The 16,430-nt window shown below is 34.6% G+C and carries 22 protein-coding genes, 1 tRNA gene and 1 pseudogene; 21 read left to right on the forward strand and 3 right to left on the reverse strand.

What is annotated here, in order from left to right:
* From AC6F8J_RS02785 to AC6F8J_RS02850, 14 genes are all read left to right on the forward strand, one after another.
* Nucleotides 1-1,120 (forward strand): hypothetical protein (locus AC6F8J_RS02785; RefSeq protein WP_500720810.1); only part of this gene is annotated, 1,120 nt, incomplete at its 5' end.
* Nucleotides 1,121-1,402: 282 nt separating this feature from the next.
* Entirely contained in the window at nt 1,403-1,624 is a 222-nt protein-coding gene (locus AC6F8J_RS02790) for a DUF4160 domain-containing protein (protein WP_500720812.1), read from the forward strand.
* 15 nt (nt 1,625-1,639) lie between these two features.
* Complete coding sequence (locus AC6F8J_RS02795) at nt 1,640-1,975, forward strand: DUF2442 domain-containing protein (RefSeq protein ID WP_500720814.1); 336 nt, start codon at nt 1,640-1,642, stop codon at nt 1,973-1,975.
* 272 nt (nt 1,976-2,247) lie between these two features.
* Nucleotides 2,248-2,589 carry a type II toxin-antitoxin system RelE/ParE family toxin gene (locus tag AC6F8J_RS02800; RefSeq protein ID WP_500720816.1) on the forward strand — a complete coding sequence of 114 codons (342 nt, stop codon included), beginning with the start codon at nt 2,248-2,250 and terminating at the stop codon, nt 2,587-2,589.
* A 4-nt stretch (nt 2,590-2,593) separates the two neighbouring features.
* Nucleotides 2,594-2,911, forward strand: a complete 318-nt coding sequence (locus AC6F8J_RS02805; RefSeq protein ID WP_275843678.1) for a helix-turn-helix domain-containing protein — start codon at nt 2,594-2,596, stop codon at nt 2,909-2,911.
* Nucleotides 2,912-3,293: 382 nt separating this feature from the next.
* A complete protein-coding gene (locus tag AC6F8J_RS02810; RefSeq protein ID WP_500720818.1) occupies nt 3,294-3,692 on the forward strand; it encodes a PIN domain-containing protein in 399 nt (132 codons plus the stop codon).
* On the forward strand, nt 3,679-3,903 hold the full coding sequence (locus AC6F8J_RS02815) for a hypothetical protein (RefSeq protein ID WP_500720819.1): 225 nt from the start codon (nt 3,679-3,681) through the stop codon (nt 3,901-3,903). Before AC6F8J_RS02810 ends, AC6F8J_RS02815 begins: the two co-directional genes overlap by 14 nt.
* 275 nt (nt 3,904-4,178) lie before the next feature.
* The gene (locus tag AC6F8J_RS02820; protein WP_500720821.1) at nt 4,179-4,274 is read left to right on the forward strand and encodes a DUF4160 domain-containing protein; all 96 of its coding nucleotides are present in this window, start codon (nt 4,179-4,181) and stop codon (nt 4,272-4,274) included.
* A gap of 171 nt (nt 4,275-4,445) precedes the next feature.
* Nucleotides 4,446-4,721 carry a type II toxin-antitoxin system Phd/YefM family antitoxin gene (locus AC6F8J_RS02825; protein ID WP_275843671.1) on the forward strand — a complete coding sequence of 92 codons (276 nt, stop codon included), beginning with the start codon at nt 4,446-4,448 and terminating at the stop codon, nt 4,719-4,721.
* Between the two features lie 2 nt (nt 4,722-4,723).
* Complete coding sequence (locus AC6F8J_RS02830) at nt 4,724-5,038, forward strand: type II toxin-antitoxin system RelE/ParE family toxin (RefSeq protein ID WP_500720823.1); 315 nt, start codon at nt 4,724-4,726, stop codon at nt 5,036-5,038.
* A 234-nt stretch (nt 5,039-5,272) separates the two neighbouring features.
* On the forward strand, nt 5,273-5,539 hold the full coding sequence (locus AC6F8J_RS02835) for a DUF4160 domain-containing protein (RefSeq protein ID WP_500720825.1): 267 nt from the start codon (nt 5,273-5,275) through the stop codon (nt 5,537-5,539).
* 11 nt (nt 5,540-5,550) lie between these two features.
* Complete coding sequence (locus tag AC6F8J_RS02840; RefSeq protein ID WP_275843674.1) at nt 5,551-5,805, forward strand: DUF2442 domain-containing protein; 255 nt, start codon at nt 5,551-5,553, stop codon at nt 5,803-5,805.
* Between the two features lie 194 nt (nt 5,806-5,999).
* Nucleotides 6,000-7,229, forward strand: a complete 1,230-nt coding sequence (locus AC6F8J_RS02845; RefSeq protein ID WP_500720827.1) for an AAA family ATPase — start codon at nt 6,000-6,002, stop codon at nt 7,227-7,229.
* A gap of 426 nt (nt 7,230-7,655) precedes the next feature.
* A complete protein-coding gene (locus tag AC6F8J_RS02850; protein ID WP_500720829.1) occupies nt 7,656-8,369 on the forward strand; it encodes a geobacillin-26 family protein in 714 nt (237 codons plus the stop codon).
* Nucleotides 8,370-8,938: 569 nt separating this feature from the next.
* Here the strand turns inward: AC6F8J_RS02850 and AC6F8J_RS02855 are convergent.
* Together AC6F8J_RS02855 and AC6F8J_RS02860 are read right to left on the reverse strand one after the other, a co-directional pair.
* Nucleotides 8,939-10,009, reverse strand: a complete 1,071-nt coding sequence (locus AC6F8J_RS02855) for a Fic/DOC family N-terminal domain-containing protein (RefSeq protein WP_500720831.1) — start codon at nt 10,007-10,009, stop codon at nt 8,939-8,941.
* A gap of 50 nt (nt 10,010-10,059) precedes the next feature.
* Nucleotides 10,060-10,479, reverse strand: a pseudogene (locus AC6F8J_RS02860) (transposase); the annotation flags it as partial.
* Nucleotides 10,480-10,669: 190 nt separating this feature from the next.
* Here AC6F8J_RS02860 and AC6F8J_RS02865 point away from each other — a divergent pair.
* The 7 genes from AC6F8J_RS02865 (at nt 10,670) to AC6F8J_RS02895 (ending at nt 14,972) form a co-directional block, all read left to right on the forward strand.
* Nucleotides 10,670-11,521, forward strand: a complete 852-nt coding sequence (locus AC6F8J_RS02865) for a HipA domain-containing protein (RefSeq protein WP_500720833.1) — start codon at nt 10,670-10,672, stop codon at nt 11,519-11,521.
* Entirely contained in the window at nt 11,518-12,342 is an 825-nt protein-coding gene (locus AC6F8J_RS02870; protein ID WP_500720835.1) for a hypothetical protein, read from the forward strand. The genes AC6F8J_RS02865 and AC6F8J_RS02870 overlap by 4 nt, the downstream gene beginning before the upstream one ends.
* Before the next feature lie 163 nt (nt 12,343-12,505).
* Nucleotides 12,506-12,676 (forward strand): hypothetical protein, encoded by a 171-nt coding sequence (locus AC6F8J_RS02875; protein WP_500720837.1) that lies wholly within the window; start codon nt 12,506-12,508, stop codon nt 12,674-12,676.
* A complete protein-coding gene (locus tag AC6F8J_RS02880) occupies nt 12,673-12,960 on the forward strand; it encodes a hypothetical protein (RefSeq protein ID WP_500720839.1) in 288 nt (95 codons plus the stop codon). Before AC6F8J_RS02875 ends, AC6F8J_RS02880 begins: the two co-directional genes overlap by 4 nt.
* Nucleotides 12,961-13,068: 108 nt before the next feature.
* Nucleotides 13,069-14,109 (forward strand): HD domain-containing phosphohydrolase, encoded by a 1,041-nt coding sequence (locus tag AC6F8J_RS02885; protein WP_500720841.1) that lies wholly within the window; start codon nt 13,069-13,071, stop codon nt 14,107-14,109.
* Between the two features lie 36 nt (nt 14,110-14,145).
* A tRNA-Ser gene (locus AC6F8J_RS02890) sits at nt 14,146-14,231 on the forward strand.
* A 78-nt stretch (nt 14,232-14,309) separates the two neighbouring features.
* Complete coding sequence (locus tag AC6F8J_RS02895) at nt 14,310-14,972, forward strand: CPBP family glutamic-type intramembrane protease (RefSeq protein ID WP_500720843.1); 663 nt, start codon at nt 14,310-14,312, stop codon at nt 14,970-14,972.
* 48 nt (nt 14,973-15,020) lie between these two features.
* On the opposite strand, the gene AC6F8J_RS02900 is transcribed toward AC6F8J_RS02895, so the two are convergent.
* Nucleotides 15,021-16,295 (reverse strand): MFS transporter, encoded by a 1,275-nt coding sequence (locus AC6F8J_RS02900; protein ID WP_500720845.1) that lies wholly within the window; start codon nt 16,293-16,295, stop codon nt 15,021-15,023.
* Nucleotides 16,296-16,430: the final 135 nt, after the last annotated feature.

A 16,430-nucleotide genomic window follows, 5' to 3' on the forward strand; every position in this document is an offset into this window, starting at 1 on the left:
TAAGTATCTAAATGAAGATGGAGAATTATCATTTTTAGATTCGAAATCTGCAGAGCAGTTCCAAGACGAAGGTGATGTAACATTATTCCTTAACAGATTTGGTGATGCTGTTTATATCGCTGGTGATTTAGGCGATGTTGATTCATCAACAATGTATGCATTTGTTACAGCTGAGATTAAGGATCAATATCCAATGGGTAGAAATGAATATATTAATCTTGACGTTGTAAATGAAGCAGGAAAAGTTGTTGAATATGACATTAATGTTGAAGATGTTGGTGTTGATATTGATGGTAAGGTCCATTTCACTGGTGATTCTGCATTTGATCGATGGGATGTAGACAATGTAGTAAAAATTACCTTTGACAAAGATGGCGAAATAGAAGGTGTTGAAGTTATTGATCTTTTAGAAGCTAATACAGGATTAGAATTTGAAACAAAGGATAGATTTGTTGCTGGCAACAAACTATTAACAAGTGCAGTTGTATTTGATATCTCAGATTATACTGATGATGCTGATGCTGATGATATTGCTGTAGCATTGTTAAAAGATGTTAAATTCACAGAAATTGAAGACGGTGATGTCTATGTTAATGACAAAAATGAAGTTGTAGCAATTGTCGTTAATGCAAGTGATTTAGGTTCTGAAGCAACAGATAAAGAAGCAATTGCAACAAAAGATGCTGTCAAATTAGCAGGAGAAAACACTTGGAGATTAGAATTAATCGTTGATGGTGTTAAAGCAGAGTACTTTACTAAAGAAGATAATAAAGACGCAGATGCAAATACTGCTGCTGCTGCTGTTGAAGCTGGGGACTTATTGATTGTTAAGATTAATGATGCCACAGGTGATGTTGATTTAGTTGCTCCGGCTGATGATATTGTCACTGATTATGAAATAGCTGCAAAATCCAATACTGCTAGAACATTAAATACAGGTATTGATGGTCTTGGAAATGTTGTATATGATCTTAAAGATGCTAAGATATTTGATGCAACTGATTCTTACAAGGCAATTACAATGAACACTCTTGCAGTTGGTGATACTGTAGACTTATTGCTAGTAGAAGATAGTGCTAGATTTGTAATCTATGCAGTAAGAACTGCTAAAGCAGAATAACAAAAAAAGAAACCAAGGGGACGGTTCTTCCGGCTCAGTGGGGTGACAAAAGTTAATACAGTATAATAGAGACCCGTTAGTCATGAATTTGGCTAGCGGGTCTTTTTCGCGGTGAAAGTGATATTTCGCGCATAGTTGGGTTGACCGAGTTAATATGGAATGTTGTAAATGAATATGATATAATTATGTTAGATAAGGGTGTTAATATATAATATATTGATGATAAGGGGCGAGATAAAGTTTATGCCAACGATATGTATGTTCAGAGGAATATAAATATTTATGAATTATAGAGACCATTTGCCACCTCATTTTCATGCTGAATATGGAGAATATAATTGCTGTATTTCTATAGAAGAAGTAGAAAAAATAAATGGTAATATGCCAAATAAGCAATTAAAGATGATTTATGGATGGGCAGCATTGCATCAAGAAGAACTCAGAGAAGTTTGGTATCTTGCGCAACAACAAAAAGAATTATTTACAATTGATCCTTTAAAGTAAGAGGAGGTGTCTTAGATGAAAACAGTTCAAATGCCAAAAGATGTTAAAGCATATTTTGAATCAGGACCAAGAAAAATAGTAAATTTAATAGCGAATGATGATTATACTTTGACAGTCCATTTTGATAATGGAGAAGTAAAACTTTATGATATGAATGAAATGTTATATGGAGTATTTGAAAATTTGAAGAATAAAAACAAGTTTAAAGAAGCCTTCATTGATGAATTTGGAAACATTGCTTGGGATATCAATAATAAAATAGATTCAAATAATCATTGGAATAATAGGATAGATTTATGTACGGATTCAGTTTACCTTGAGTCAAAGTTAATTAGCAACCAGAGGGACTAAGCAATCACAACCATAGCAACCAAAACCAAAGGGACGGTTCTTCCGGCTCAGTGGCGTAACAAAAGTTAATACAGTATAATGGAGACCCGTTAGTCATGAATTTGGCTAGCGGTTTTTTTGCCTTTAAAGAGCTGTTTTGTGAATAGTTGATAATAATGTGTGATATGGAACAAGGGCTAAGAATTTACTCTAAATTTCGTTGCAAAAAAACTGGTATTTAACATTGACTACACCCTATTCAGTAGGGTATAATTACTTATGGGGTATATAATATGACAAGAGAGTTTATAAGAACGAATGAGTTTGAAAAGTGTTGTAAATCACTAGATTTATCTGAAGATAACATTAGGGAACTAGAAAGTTTTCTTTGTCTTTATCCTGAAGTGGGAGACCTGATTCAAGGAACAGGTGGGCTGAGAAAACTAAGATGGTCATTACCGGATACTGGAAAAAGTGGCGGGATAAGAGTAGTCTATGTTGACTTTGCATTTTATGAGAAAATATACTTTATATCAGCCTACTCAAAATCTGAAAAAGTCAATTTATCAAAAGAAGCGTGTAACCAAATTAAGAAATATATTAAGTTACTTAATGATGAAATAAGAAAGAAGTGATTGGATGGATGTAGCAAAAAGTATTTTTCAAGGATTAGCAGAATCTATAGAATATGAAAAAGGGGATAAAACTAAAGGTAATCGTCATGTAGTTGAGATTGCCGATTTACCCCATTTTCATGGAGGACAGATCAAAGAAATCAGAACAAAGAAGAAGTTAAGTCAAGCGGCTTTTGCCAGAGCATTAGGTGTAGCAGCAAAAACTGTTGAAGCATGGGAAGCTGATAAAAACATTCCTTCTGGGCCAGTTCAACGAATATTAAGTATGATCAATCAAGATCAAGAGATACTTGAGAAAAGTAAAATATTAATGGTGAAGTAAAACCAAACAACCAGAGGAACAACCAGAGGGACGGTTCTTCCGGTTTGATGGCGTAAAAAAATTAATACAGTATGATAGAGTCCCGTTAGTCATGTACCGACCTCCAATTGTTAGATTTTTAGGTCTAACTTTTGGGGGTCAGTACAATTTGGCTAGCGGGTCTTTTTTACCTTGAAAGTGATATTTCGTACATAATTAACCGGGCTATTGCATAAGTTGAAGGTGGATGATATCATGTAACTATAGCAAAGGTGATTATAATAGGGTTATGCTTATACTATATTTGGCAAAGGGCAATATAATTATGAAGATTTATTTTGACATGAATATATACAATAGAATATTTGATGATCAGTCACAAATCCGAATACGATTTGAATCAATGGCAATTGATATTCTATTTGAATTAATTGAAAAAGAAGCTTATGAATTAGTTTGGTCATTTATTTTGGAATATGAAAATAGTAGAAATCCATTTATGGAACGTAGAGTTCACATTCAGGCGATTTCATCTTTATGTAAAGTAGTTGTGCACCCAAATAATAAAATTAGAGATATGGCTAAGGAAATAACTTCAAAGTCAAATGCAAAAGATAAAGATGCACTTCATCTTGCGGCTGCAGTTTATAGTGAATGTGATTGTTTTTTAACCTGTGATGATAATTTTCTAAGAACTATAGAAAGAAATAAAAGTAACCTGAAAGAAACAATAGGATTAATAAAGTTATATAATCCTATAGATTTCCTTAGGAAGGAGATGGATATTAATGTTATTGAATGATAAAAGCGGTTTTACAGATAAAGAAATAATTGAAAAAGGGTCTAGAATATTAATTAAGGAACTAGGTTACTCTGGTTTTCTAAGGTTTATTAGACACTCTGAAAATATAAGTAGTGAGGACTATGTAAAACTAAGTGATCATGTATTTGAAGAGATGTCCTTAGATGATATTTATGATGAAGCCACAACCCATTGGGAAAACCGCAGGTAACCAGCAACCAGACAACCAGAGGAAAAAAACCAAGGGGACGGTTCTTCCGGCTCAGTGGGGTAACAAAAGTTAGTACAGTATAATAGAGACTCGTTAGTCATGAATTTGGCTAGCGGGTCTTTTTCGCTTTGAAAGTGATATTTCGCGCATAGTTGGGTTGACCGAGTTAATATGGAATGTTGTAAATGAATATGATATAATTCTCCTAGATAAGGGTGTTAATATATAATATATTGATGATAAGGGGCGAGATAAAGTTTATGCCAACGATATGTATGTTCAGAGGAATAAAAATATTTATGAATTATAGAGACCATTTGCCACCTCATTTTCATGCTGAATATGGAGAATATAATTGCTGTATTCGATAGAGCAACTAAGTACATTAGGAACTATTTTTAGATATTTCCATTGGAGATCTCTTTTCTCTTATTGAAAGCTTCGTTTATATAAAGGCACTTTATAATGAACATTATTTCGCATCATATATTGACTTTTATTAACTTTTGTGTTAATATTTAATATATAAAGGAGGGAATATTATGATAGCTGAAAGCTTTGAAAACATAGTAATACCTATTACTGATTTTAAAAAACATATTGGTAAATATCTAAAAGAACTCACAAACGCCAAAATACTTCTCAACCATAACAAACCTTCCGCTGTAATTGTACCTTACGAGCAATTTAAAGCTATGGAAAGTATTGTAGAAAAACAATTGGACTTAGAGTTGATTAAAGTAATGGAACAACGACTTAATGATCCAAATACTAAATATGTTGATAGTGATGAATTTTTTGAAAGTCTTGGTGTTTAAAGATGCAAGGTTATAAGATTATTTGGGCTGAAAGTGTTCAAAAGGATATCAAAAAATTAAAACTAACGAAAGTTCAAATATCTAATCTAAGAGACAAAGCAAACAAGATAGCACAAAATCCTTTGCCTAAAGCGAGAGGTGGTTATGGTGAGCCTTTAGCAAGAGAGCTTAAAGATTATCTAAAGTTTAGATTTGATGGTGATTATCGGGTAGGATACAAATTAAAAGAAGAAAATGGTGTTATGATCATTGTTATAGTTGGTTTGAGAAAAGATAGTAATATTTACAAAGAGTTAGAAAAAAGAATTGACGAATAATGGCAACCACCAAACCAAGGGGACGGTTCTTCCGGCTCGGTGGGGTAACAAAAATTAATACAGTATAATAGAGACCCGTTAGTCATGAATTTGGCTAGCGGGTCTTTTTTGCCTTGAAAGTGATATTTCGCGCATAAATGCTTGGGTAGGGTTGAGATGGAATGTTCTAATAGAGTATGTTATAATTATGCTGAAGGAAGAATATTACTATGATATTTTGAAAGAGGTGACAAGATGCCAACGATAAGTATGTTTTATGGCATAATAATTAGAATGTTTTGTGCTCCAGAAGAACATAATCCTCCCCTTTTTCATGCTTACTACGCAGAATATAAAGCAATTATTGATATAAAAACCTGTGAGTTAAAAGAAGGATATTTACCCCAAAAGCAGCATAAACTTGTTTTAGCATGGGCAGAACTTCATCAAGAAGAGTTGATGGCTAACTGGGAAATAGCTATGAATAGCGAACTTCCTTTTAAGATTGATCCATTAAAATAGGAGGTGTAATTATGTATCTTGCTGTTACCAATGTTAAGCCTTTAAGCGATTATCAGTTACTTATAACTTTTGATAATAGTGAAAAAAGATTATTTGATATGAAACCTTACTTAGATAAAGGTATTTATAGAGAGCTGAAAGATGAAAGTAAATTCAAATCGGTTAGGGTCTCTTTTGATAGTATCGAATGGTGTAATGAAGCAGATATTGATCCGGAATTCTTGTATGAGAAAAGCTCTGAATATGTATTTGAAAAGGCTGAGTGAAACCAGAGCAACCAGAGGAGCAACCAGAGGGACAGTTCCTACGGTGCGGTAACATTACAGAGTTAATACTGTAGACGAGTGGGCTTTTAATTATTCGCGCAGAAGTCTTTTATAAAAGACATAGAAAAGAATTATCACAGTAAAGTCTTGTATAAAAGACCTTACTGTGATACTATTATTTTGAGGTGATACAATTGCAGATAAAAAGAACTTTCTATTTAGATAAGATCCAATCAGTTCTTGGGAGGCAAGTTATTAAAGTGCTACTTGGTATGCGTCGTGTTGGCAAATCTACTTTACTCATGCAGATTCAGGAAGAACTCATTAAACAAGGTGTAGCTAAGGAGCAGATCATTAGTATCAATTTTGAATGGATGCAATTTGAGCCGATTAAAGATTATACAATGCTAAATAAATATATTCGTGAGAAAATGATATCCGATAAAAAATATTATGTATTTCTTGACGAAGTACAAGAAGTAAGTGGGTTTGAAAAAGTCGTCAATTCACTGAATGCAGAAGGTATTGCAGAGGTATTCATTACGGGCTCAAATTCAAAACTTCTTTCAGGAGAGCTTGCGACCTATTTGACGGGTAGATTTTATTCTATTGAGGTATTACCATTGTCCTTTTCTGAACTCATTTCAGTAAAAAGAGATGGAAAGAAAGACGAAGTATTTCTTAGTTATTTACAAGCAGGTGGTATGCCCGGTACATTACAGTTTGAAGATCATAATACAACAAAGAATTATTTGATGGATATGTATCAGTCAATATTGTTAAGAGATATTGTTAAACGGCATAATATTAGAGATGTAGAACTTCTTCAAAGGTTTATGATGTATATGATGCATAATATAAGTCAGATTTTTTCGGCAGTTTCAATAACAAAATATCTAAAGAATGAAGGCCGCCGTTTATCTAAAGAGACCATTTACAATTACATTGATGCTGCAAAAAGTGCATTTTTAGTACATGGTATTCCAAGGTATAATATAAAAGGGAAAGAAATCCTTAAAACGAATGAGAAGTATTTTATGAATGATCTAGGATTTCGATCAATATACTTCAACAATGAACAGGATATCGGGCAAGCACTTGAAAATATTGTATATCTTGAATTAAGGCGAAGAGGCTATACGATTTATATAGGTAAGCTAGAAGATCAAGAGGTAGATTTTATAGCTGAAAAAGGTTCTAATAAGATGTATATACAGGTTACTTATCTTCTAGCAGAGGCATCCACGATTGAAAGAGAGTTTTCTGTACTTGAAGCCATAGCAGATAACCATAAAAAATTAGTCCTATCTATGGATAAAGTTGACCGCTCAAGAAACGGTATCATTCATAAAAACATTGTAGATTTTTTATTAGACCAGCAACCAGGCAACCAGAGGGACGGTTCTTCTGGCTCAGTGGGGTAACAAAAGTTAATACAGAATAATAGTGTCCCGTTAGTCATGAATTTGGCTAGCGGATCTCTTTTGCCTTGAAAGTGATATTTAGCGGCTCTTTGTCAAATCTTGGGATAATCCCTATATAAAAAAGATGTTGTGATATTCAAACATCTTTTTTTGATGTCTTTCAAAGCCGATGGTGGTAAGGTCGTAGACCTAATAGTATATTCTAAGAAAAAAACAGAGAAACACTTATTACACTATATTGCCTACCCAAATGGGTAGTAGCATTAAAATTATAGTTTTTATATAATAAAGACATGATTTGCAAATCAGAAACTAAATAAATACGGGTAGCGTGTCAACTAGCCAAAAAATTTCCGATGCAAAGGAGGGTAATTGTTTTCAGTCACTTAAGCTAAACACAAACATATTATAAGTAGATTTATTATTATGAAGAGATTGACTAATAGGATGATCAGTTTTATACTTACACTAGTGATGCTTATTAGCATTACCGTTCCTGCCTCTGCGAAAGAAGTACAACAAAAATTTGTAGTTGACGGAGTCACATATACAATATCAGAAAGCTATGAAGGCGATACAAAAGTTGTAAAGGTAACTGGTGGTGGAGAAGAATCTGTCGTAAAACTCACTGATGATACTATGGAAATTAAAGAAGCTGGTGCAAAACAGAGTGCCAAGTTTAAAATTGATGATTCATTAAGTGCAGTAAAACCAACAGCGGAAGCATCAAAAGCAACAGCATCAAAATATTCCCTATATTGGAATTACAGCTACTATTATAGTGATAGTAGGATTAACACTTCTGGAATGTTCTTTAGTTTAAGCTTAGGCAATACATATGGTAGATGGGCTGGATATGACAGTAAAAATCTAGTGGCTCGCGATAAAGCATATGAATTTTGTTCGGAAGTAAGAGACTTAGATTCAAACTTATGGGCAGCTTCTGCGGCTAGTGGAGCTAGTGCAGGTGCAATAGCTGCTGCTATAGCTAGTGCTGGACCAACTGCTGGTATAGGAACAATTATAGGAATTGTAGCCGCAATACTTGCTGGAGGAGTTGCAATTGCTGAATGGGTAGCGGCATATAACTCATCTTTAGATTGCAATCAATTGTTCTTGCAATTTAAGCAAGCCCTTTAAAATCGGAAAGGTAAGTTTATGAAATCAAGTATCATATTTATTGTTTCAATTTTACTTTTTGGAAATATTGGACTAATTTGGCTAATCATGAAATATAGGCACACAAATTTGGCGGTATTTAGAACTGCAATTATTGCATTGTTGTTCATAGATATCTTCAGTATGATGGCAATTATCTCAATTTCTCAAAGTCATTAACAAAAAATTGCAACCAGAGGGACAGTTCTTCCGGTTTGATGGTGTAACTTTATGATTGTTTGGTAATCGCAAACTTTTGTCAACATTTTATCTTCACCTAAAATTATTGGCTATGAAATCACGAATCATGATTTGCCATTTACTCGGATGTTCAAATCCAAGACGATTATTTACTACCTTTGTATTTTTTGTTTTAATCATAACAATTAGTGTGTCTTCATAAGTATATATTTTGTATGCGAAATAGTAGTTCTTCTTTATTTAAGCTGAATTTAGACAGGAGGGTTCAAGTACTTTTTCAATTGCAAGTTGAACTGCTTCTTTTTTACCCATTCACGCCTTCTATCAACCAGCAGTTAAATATCACTCTATCAATCTTTGTTAAAAGCATCAATATAATTTTTATAAATAAAAACTTTTTTCCTTTTACGATTATCAAGATTACTTAGAACCCCTTCATCGCAAAGTCTCTCTAGCAAGCGACCACTTGTTGCAACACTGACATCCAATTTGCTTGTTACTTCTTCAATATTAATTGTCGGTTTGTCAAATAATCCTTCATAGATTACAAGAGCATTTTCACTTATTCGCCCCATTGCATTGATTTTCTTTAAATCTTCTTCTCTAAGTGCAGATATACTTCGTGCAATTTCCACTGCTTCTTGTGCTGTTTCTATAAGGCCTGTTAAGAAGAATTTGATCCAAGTCTCATAATCACCTTTTACATGAATATTAGATAAGCATTCATAATAAGCTTGCTGGTTTAGTTTTATAAATTTTGATAGATAGAGTGTCGGTTTGTGTAAAATGTTATTTGTAGCTAAATAAAATGCAATTAATAATCTCCCTACCCGTCCGTTTCCATCTAAAAAAGGATGGATCATTTCAAACTGACTGTGGATGAGAGCAGCTTTTACAAGCGGTGATATTCTATCATTTTCATGCATAAATTTTTCAAAGCTATCCAAGCAATTATTTAGATAATCAATTGATGGTGGCACATAGCTTGCTGTGCTAATTGAATATCCACCAATCCAGTTCTGAGATCTTCTGTATTCTCCCGGGTTGCATGGCGAGCAGTGAAGTGAAGCTTCACGACCAGCCGGCGTTTTATTTTCTCCTCTGACACCATCCATAAGGATTCCATGAATTTCTCTGATTAACCTTAATGAAAGTGGCAAAGTTTCTAGCCCTTCATAACCATAGCTTGTAGCTTTCACATAGTTCTCAATTTCTGCAACATCATTTGGTACTTCATCTGCCATTCCGGCTTCTGCCTTTATTAGATCTGAAAAAGTCGCTCTTGTACCTTCAATCTGCGAGGAAAGCGTTGCCTCTTTTCTCGCATACATATATACAAAATAACTAGGGGAAATTAATGTGTCAGTCACTTCATCCAGTCTACCAATATATCTGTTTGCTTCAGATATCAAATAAATCATTTCATCATCATATTGAATAACTGGATTTTTCGGTGGTAATGGTTCCGGTACAAAACATGAATATTCTGCTTTACCACTATCCTTGATATTGTCTTTTGATTTACCGCTAGGGCAGTCAGCTTGGCTTGTGTTGATACACTTCTTAAGCCATATCCTTTGGCTCGATCTAAGTCGTGGAATCGCTTCTGCTCAGCATTCTTACTTTCTATACTGGCTCTTTTATGATACTTTTCTTTAAAGATAGCGTCTTTTTGTTCTTGTGACTTACTATAAAATTCAGCGGTATTAAGGCCAATTGAGAGTACTTTCTTTTTTGCTTTTTTTTCGGCACATTCTTCTCTGAAATTACATTTTTCACAATCCTTTTTTAAGAAGCTGTACCTGTAACCTTCTCGATAATCTTCTTCTCTTTTGGTCTTATAATACTTTTTATTCCTGAATAACTTTTTGATCGGATAGGTTATATAAATCTTGTAGAATTAATAACTTACTCATTAATTCAGGTTCTTTTGCAGTTAGAAAAAAATAATTTTCAAAAGCTAAATTTCTGCAAATACAGTGTGCCAAAATAAAAAAGTTACCCTATTGACACAACTTGAATATGTAGTATAATGATAGTATCAAAACAAAACGAATACCCTATTGATACAAGGAGATATTATGGATTATAGCATATACTCACAAAATAAAAAGTTATATAGCGGTGCAGAACGTAAAATAGGCGTTACTGTTGGTAGCGAAGACTATATACTAAAATTTAGAAAAAAAGAACGTTTTCTAACTAGAAATAATCATATATCAGAGTATTTAGGCTGTAGAATCATGGCAACTATGGGGTATGAAGTTCAAGAAACTTATCTTGGTACCTACAAAGGTGAAGAGGTTGTGGCTATAAAAGACTTTGTGGCTAAGGGTCAACAATTCGTTGCATTTAATGATGTTGGTGAGAGTAGCATCGAAGAAGATAGAGAAAAATTCACATATGATTATGAAGGCATTACAGATATCCTTTTGGCTAATAATAAATTAGCTGACCCTCAAAACACGATTAGTCAATTCTGGGAATTATATATACTGGATGCACTTCTTGGTAACTTTGATCGACATGGGGGTAATTGGGGATTCATAAAGGAAAACAATGAATATCGTCTGGCACCAATATTTGACAATGGATCATGTCTTTTCCCAAAAATGATAGATGAAGATGAGATGGCAAAAATTATCGCTGATCAAAGTGAAACAGAAATGAGAGTGTTTGCATTTCCAACATCGCAGATATTACTTAATGGGAAAAAGAGTTCCTATTATGAAGTGATTAGTAGCATGGCTTACAAAGAATGTAACGATGCACTTATAAAGGTATATGAACGATTTAATATGGAGGCAATAGTAACAATCATTGATTCAATAAAACATATCAGTGAGACACATAAAGCTTTCTATAAGCATATGATTCAAAGTAGATTTTCCTTGATAATCAGAGCAACATATGAAAGGATGAATGGAAATTGAAAAAGAAATCTGTCGAAGCGACGATATACTCAATGGACTTACTAGATATAAAATATGCTGTATGCCATCTTACACAAACACATTATGAGGATGACTCCTTTGAATATGTATTCAAACCATATTATCAGGTAATAGATTTACTGACACCTGAAACTTTTCAAGGTATACCTGGCCTTAATCTGGAGCTTAGAAAAGAAACTTATCTAAGAGAAAACAAAATTCCAACATTCATATATGAAAGAGTACCCCAGGAGAATAGAGAAGATCTTTGGACCTACCTTGATGAGGCAGGACTTGAGTATATGGACCCTCTTGAATGGCTCATAAGAACAGATTACCAGTATACAGGTGATAATCTTGTTGTTGATCAATATGTCGAGCCAGATACTCAGCTCTCTACAAAAAATATATACCCTGGTCAATCATTCGTGTTTGATAGGGTTACAGATATTGGGAAAAATAACTACCAGCGCCTTAAAATTCTACTTGATATCATAGTAAGATGTGCCACTTTAAAAGCTGGAGATTTCTATATTGACGACTCAAATAGAAAAGTTATCTACGCACTTATTTATCCACTATATATAGTAGAGCAAAGTAAGAGAAGAAAGAAACAAGAAGTTGGTATTGAGATCGCAAAAAAACAAAAAAAATATATTGGCAGAAAAAAAGTAGCAGTTTCAATACCACTATTAGCTGAAATGATTGATAAGCTTGAAGAGAAAGAGATAACGGTTAAAGACGCCATGGTTAAGCTTGGTATTTCATCAAGAAGTACTTTTTACAGAAGGATAAAGGAGTTCAAAGAGAACTCTGTATAATAAACCAGAGGGACGGTTCTTCCGGTGTGGTGGTGGTAACAAAAATTAATACAGTATAAGTAAGACCCCTTAGACATGAGTTTGGCTAGCGGGTCTTTTTTGCTACGAAAGTGATATTTCGCGCATAGTTGGATTGACGCCTTAACCATACATTAAGAAACAAATGCAGGAAAAGAATCTTTTCAAAGATTATACACTGCAAAGTATATTGGATAAACTGGATGTTATAGAATGCTTTGAGCAGCCAGGTCAAGTGGTTCGTGTAGGCGAGATTCTAGAAAAACAGAAGCAAGGATATAGTGACCTTGTAGTTGAACCGCCAACCTCGTTATGAGTTGTCGGGAATCCAGGTTATCAGAGACATATGAAGATGTGGTTGAAAAAATGATTGTACTGGTTAGAGAAGGATCGAAATATGGAATTTTCTTTGTTTCTACTGCAACAAATAGAGAAGAACAGAACGGCATCTTGATGGGAAGTATGAAGGAGCAGAATTTATTTGGTACACGAATGCCTTATGGAACACAAGAAAAAGAAATTGAAAGCGGAGATGGATACTATATTATCAAAAACAAATATATAGGTTTAAGAACTGCAAGATATCAGAAAACTCTGTAAACTTGCGAGAATGTGAGGAGGAGAAGAGTATTAATTTTTATTTGATTTTACCCTTAGAAATGCTATAATGATTTTGACAAGGTCGTGGAAGTTAGATGGAGGTTAAGTATGAGACTTGTAGAGTTTTCAGATCTTAAGACCGGCATGCAGATTGCCGATGATTTCTATAGCATCAATGGAACCATATTAGCAAAAAAAGGCACGGAGATAACAGAGCGTTATATACAGAATTTGTCCCAATATGAAATCCCTTATTTATACGTACTGGATGATTTTTCCAAGGATCTTGAGATTCAATGTACCATAACTTCAAAAAGCAGAAATGAAGCCACACAGAATCTTAAGAAGTTATATTTGGCCATTCAGAGTAAGAATAAAGGTCTTTATCATAAGTACATGCAGGCCTGTTTAGAGTCTATTGATAAGTTGACGGAAGATATTATTAGCGAAAAAATTGATTTGTATGATGTTTTTGATATTAAGATGATTGAAAATTATGCCTATCAACAACCGGTTAATGTAACGGTTATTTCTCTGATTATTGGTAAATGTCTAGAATTGTCATCCCTTGAGATGTACCGTTTAGCTATAGGTGCGTTTTTTCATGATATCGGTAATATGTTCATACCCAAAGAGATTCTAGAAAAAGAGGGGGCATTCACAGATGAAGAGTATGAATTAATTAAAACCCATACCGTGGAAGGGTATCGTTTCGCCAAAGATGAGTTCAACTTGCCTATGCGTAGCTATTTAGCTATTTTGCAACATCATGAGCGCTATGATGGTGGTGGCTATCCGACAAAGAAAGCTGGAGAAGACATCAGTATCTATGGTAGAATCGTAGCCATTGCAGATGTTTTTGACGCCTTGTCCAGTCGAAGACGTCAAAGGGATGCCCTTAATCCGGCACAAGCCTTTAAGATGATCATTGAGGGCATGGGCACTGCATTTGATCCTAAGTTGGTTAGAGCCTTTGCAGAACGGGTATCACCTTATCCAATCGGCTTCACTATCAAACTGGAAGATGGAAGGGAATGCATCGTTACCAAGAACTATAGAGGAAAGCCTTTTAATCCGGAAGCCAGGGTAATAAAAGAGGATAATAAAAGATTAGAGACGCCCTATCTTATTACAGTGGGGGTTGACTAGCTCTGGATTTTTATAGTATATTATTATAGTGATTTTGGAGAGATGTCCGAGTGGCTTAAGGTGGCAGTCTCGAAAACTGTCGTTCTCTAAAGGAACCGGGGGTTCAAATCCCCCTCTCTCCGTTTGAGTGGAATGGGGCATGTCCATAGGATAATGCCCCATTTCTTTGAAAACAACTTGAAAGGTATGGTAGTAAGGGAATGAAAATAAAAATAACAATAATTGCTTATACACTATTTGTTATGGTCTTTCTATACATTATTGAGCAAGTAATCTACACCCCTTATCTTATAAAGACACTCATTAAGTTGCCCTTGTTTTTGTTGCTGCCTATGGCTTTATATAAATATGATTTTAAGATTAAGTGGTCCATGAAGCTGAATAAGTCGGATATACCTTTAATATCATTTTGGTCGCTACTGGTTTTCTTAACGATTATGCTGGCTTTTTATTTTGTTCGACCGCTAATTGGAATGGATGATATAATAGCTGACATATCAGGACGTATGGCTGTATCAAAGAATGAAATTGTATTCGTCGGTATCTATACCATTGTAGTGAATGCGTTTATTGAAGAGTTGTTTTTCAGAGGATTCATTTTTCAAGGGCTAGTTAAGGCGGGTTGGCATCGCTTAGCCTATATATTTTCTGCATTGGTATTTGCGCTCTACCATGTTTCGAATTTTAGAACTTGGTTTGATCTATGGGTGATGGGACTCGCACTATTGGGTCTGTTTATCGGTGGAATTATTTTTGCATACTTTGTGGATAGGACCAAAAGTTTTCTTGCCTCATGGTTGATTCATATGTCGGCTGATATCGCCATTGTATGGGTTGGCTTATATATATTTAAAATCATATGAAAGATTAAAAAATATAAATCAGTTATTGCTTTATAAGGGAGAATTTTTTCATGATTGCGTACTTTTGTTATAAAATACTTTTATACCAAGAAGTGCCATTAAAAAACCGGTAACGATAAAAAGACTTTCAATGGCGACAAGATCAGCAACCGGACCTACGATGACCATACCAAGAGGCATGACGCCGGCCATAACAATCTGTGTCAGTCCGAAAATCCTTCCCTGCATATCGATTTCCACTTTCTCTTGAAGCATTGTGGTGATGGCGGCCACAAAAAATGGTACGATGAGTCCACTTAGAAACATGAAAAACAAGTAGACAGAAAAGTATTTTGATAGCCCAAGAGCAAGGGTGAAAATACCCAGTAAGCTACAAGAAATAGCGATGGTATGATTATGGTTTTCTAAGCCTTTCCATATGGAAATAAGTAAGCCACCTATTATTGAACCAAGGAAAAAGACAACTTCATTAGCCGTTAGACGCCAAACATCGTCTCCAAAAGAACGCGCCACCATAAGCGGTGTCAGAAAAGCAACGGGAACCAATAAAAAGAAAAAGACGGCATAAAATATCAATAAGTCTTTAATGAATCGGTTATTACGAACGTAAAGCAATCCTGCTTTTAGGTCGTCGAAATAGCCTTCTTGTTGGCTTAAAAGGGCTTTTTCATGAGGTGGCACTTTGAGAACAAATAAAATCAGTATAGCGAAAGTTGCCGTAATAACATCAATAAAAAAGGTGACTTCCAGTGTAGAAGAAGTAAGTAAAACACCACTAATAACAGGTGCAATCAGCATGATTAAGGAACCGATACTATTGTTAATACCATTGACCTTCATTAGCTTGGCTTTAGGAACAATTTGTGGTAAAAAAGCATTAACAGCAGGGGTTTGAATACCTGTTCCCAGAGAACGTATACCGGAAACGATAAAAAGCGCCCACAAGCTGCCATAACCCAAATAGAACAAGATAGCTAAAACCAAAGTAGCACCTGCGATAAGAAAATCCGAGAGAATCATCAGTGTTTTGCGGTTATAACGATCAGCCCAAACCCCTGCAAATAGAGAAATAAATAACTGGGGAAGGAAAGCAAAAACCGTGGAGATGGTCATCATAACACCGGATTGGGTGGTTAGTGTGATATGCCATATGATTGCAAACTGAACCAAAGCAGAACCGAACAAAGAAAAGCTTTGACTCAGTAAAAACAAAAGTGTCTTACGAATCCAATGTTCCGGGTAAGCTTCATTTTTTGGTTCTTCTATGTTATTTAGTTCTTTAAAAGGGGCTTGTGTGATGATCTCTTTATTATCCTTAATCATATTACCTCCATAGTAATTGTTTTCCATAAGAAAGCTCATTTATTTAGTAGATGCCTTAAGGATACTTTCTATTTGTATGGTATTAAGGGTATGGTATGATACAAGAAATGTCAATAAAAATCCATTGACAGAAAG

This window comes from Petrocella sp. (assembly GCF_059865615.1).

Excerpts from the sequence above, each read along its gene's own strand:
- AC6F8J_RS02790 (WP_500720812.1), top strand. The coding sequence starts at position 1,403 with ATGAATTATAGAGACCATTTGCCACCTCATTTTCATGCTGAATATGGA.
- AC6F8J_RS02795 (WP_500720814.1), top strand. The coding sequence starts at position 1,640 with ATGAAAACAGTTCAAATGCCAAAAGATGTTAAAGCATATTTTGAATCA.
- AC6F8J_RS02800 (WP_500720816.1), top strand. The coding sequence starts at position 2,248 with ATGACAAGAGAGTTTATAAGAACGAATGAGTTTGAAAAGTGTTGTAAA.
- AC6F8J_RS02805 (WP_275843678.1), top strand. The coding sequence starts at position 2,594 with ATGGATGTAGCAAAAAGTATTTTTCAAGGATTAGCAGAATCTATAGAA.
- AC6F8J_RS02810 (WP_500720818.1), top strand. The coding sequence starts at position 3,294 with ATGGCAATTGATATTCTATTTGAATTAATTGAAAAAGAAGCTTATGAA.
- AC6F8J_RS02815 (WP_500720819.1), top strand. The coding sequence starts at position 3,679 with ATGTTATTGAATGATAAAAGCGGTTTTACAGATAAAGAAATAATTGAA.
- AC6F8J_RS02820 (WP_500720821.1), top strand. The coding sequence starts at position 4,179 with ATGTTCAGAGGAATAAAAATATTTATGAATTATAGAGACCATTTGCCA.
- AC6F8J_RS02825 (WP_275843671.1), top strand. The coding sequence starts at position 4,446 with ATGATAGCTGAAAGCTTTGAAAACATAGTAATACCTATTACTGATTTT.
- AC6F8J_RS02830 (WP_500720823.1), top strand. The coding sequence starts at position 4,724 with ATGCAAGGTTATAAGATTATTTGGGCTGAAAGTGTTCAAAAGGATATC.
- AC6F8J_RS02835 (WP_500720825.1), top strand. The coding sequence starts at position 5,273 with ATGCCAACGATAAGTATGTTTTATGGCATAATAATTAGAATGTTTTGT.
- AC6F8J_RS02840 (WP_275843674.1), top strand. The coding sequence starts at position 5,551 with ATGTATCTTGCTGTTACCAATGTTAAGCCTTTAAGCGATTATCAGTTA.
- AC6F8J_RS02850 (WP_500720829.1), top strand. The coding sequence starts at position 7,656 with ATGAAGAGATTGACTAATAGGATGATCAGTTTTATACTTACACTAGTG.
- AC6F8J_RS02855 (WP_500720831.1), bottom strand. The coding sequence starts at position 10,009 with ATGATTTATTTGATATCTGAAGCAAACAGATATATTGGTAGACTGGAT.
- AC6F8J_RS02865 (WP_500720833.1), top strand. The coding sequence starts at position 10,670 with ATGGATTATAGCATATACTCACAAAATAAAAAGTTATATAGCGGTGCA.
- AC6F8J_RS02875 (WP_500720837.1), top strand. The coding sequence starts at position 12,506 with ATGCAGGAAAAGAATCTTTTCAAAGATTATACACTGCAAAGTATATTG.
- AC6F8J_RS02880 (WP_500720839.1), top strand. The coding sequence starts at position 12,673 with ATGAGTTGTCGGGAATCCAGGTTATCAGAGACATATGAAGATGTGGTT.
- AC6F8J_RS02885 (WP_500720841.1), top strand. The coding sequence starts at position 13,069 with ATGAGACTTGTAGAGTTTTCAGATCTTAAGACCGGCATGCAGATTGCC.
- AC6F8J_RS02895 (WP_500720843.1), top strand. The coding sequence starts at position 14,310 with ATGAAAATAAAAATAACAATAATTGCTTATACACTATTTGTTATGGTC.
- AC6F8J_RS02900 (WP_500720845.1), bottom strand. The coding sequence starts at position 16,295 with ATGATTAAGGATAATAAAGAGATCATCACACAAGCCCCTTTTAAAGAA.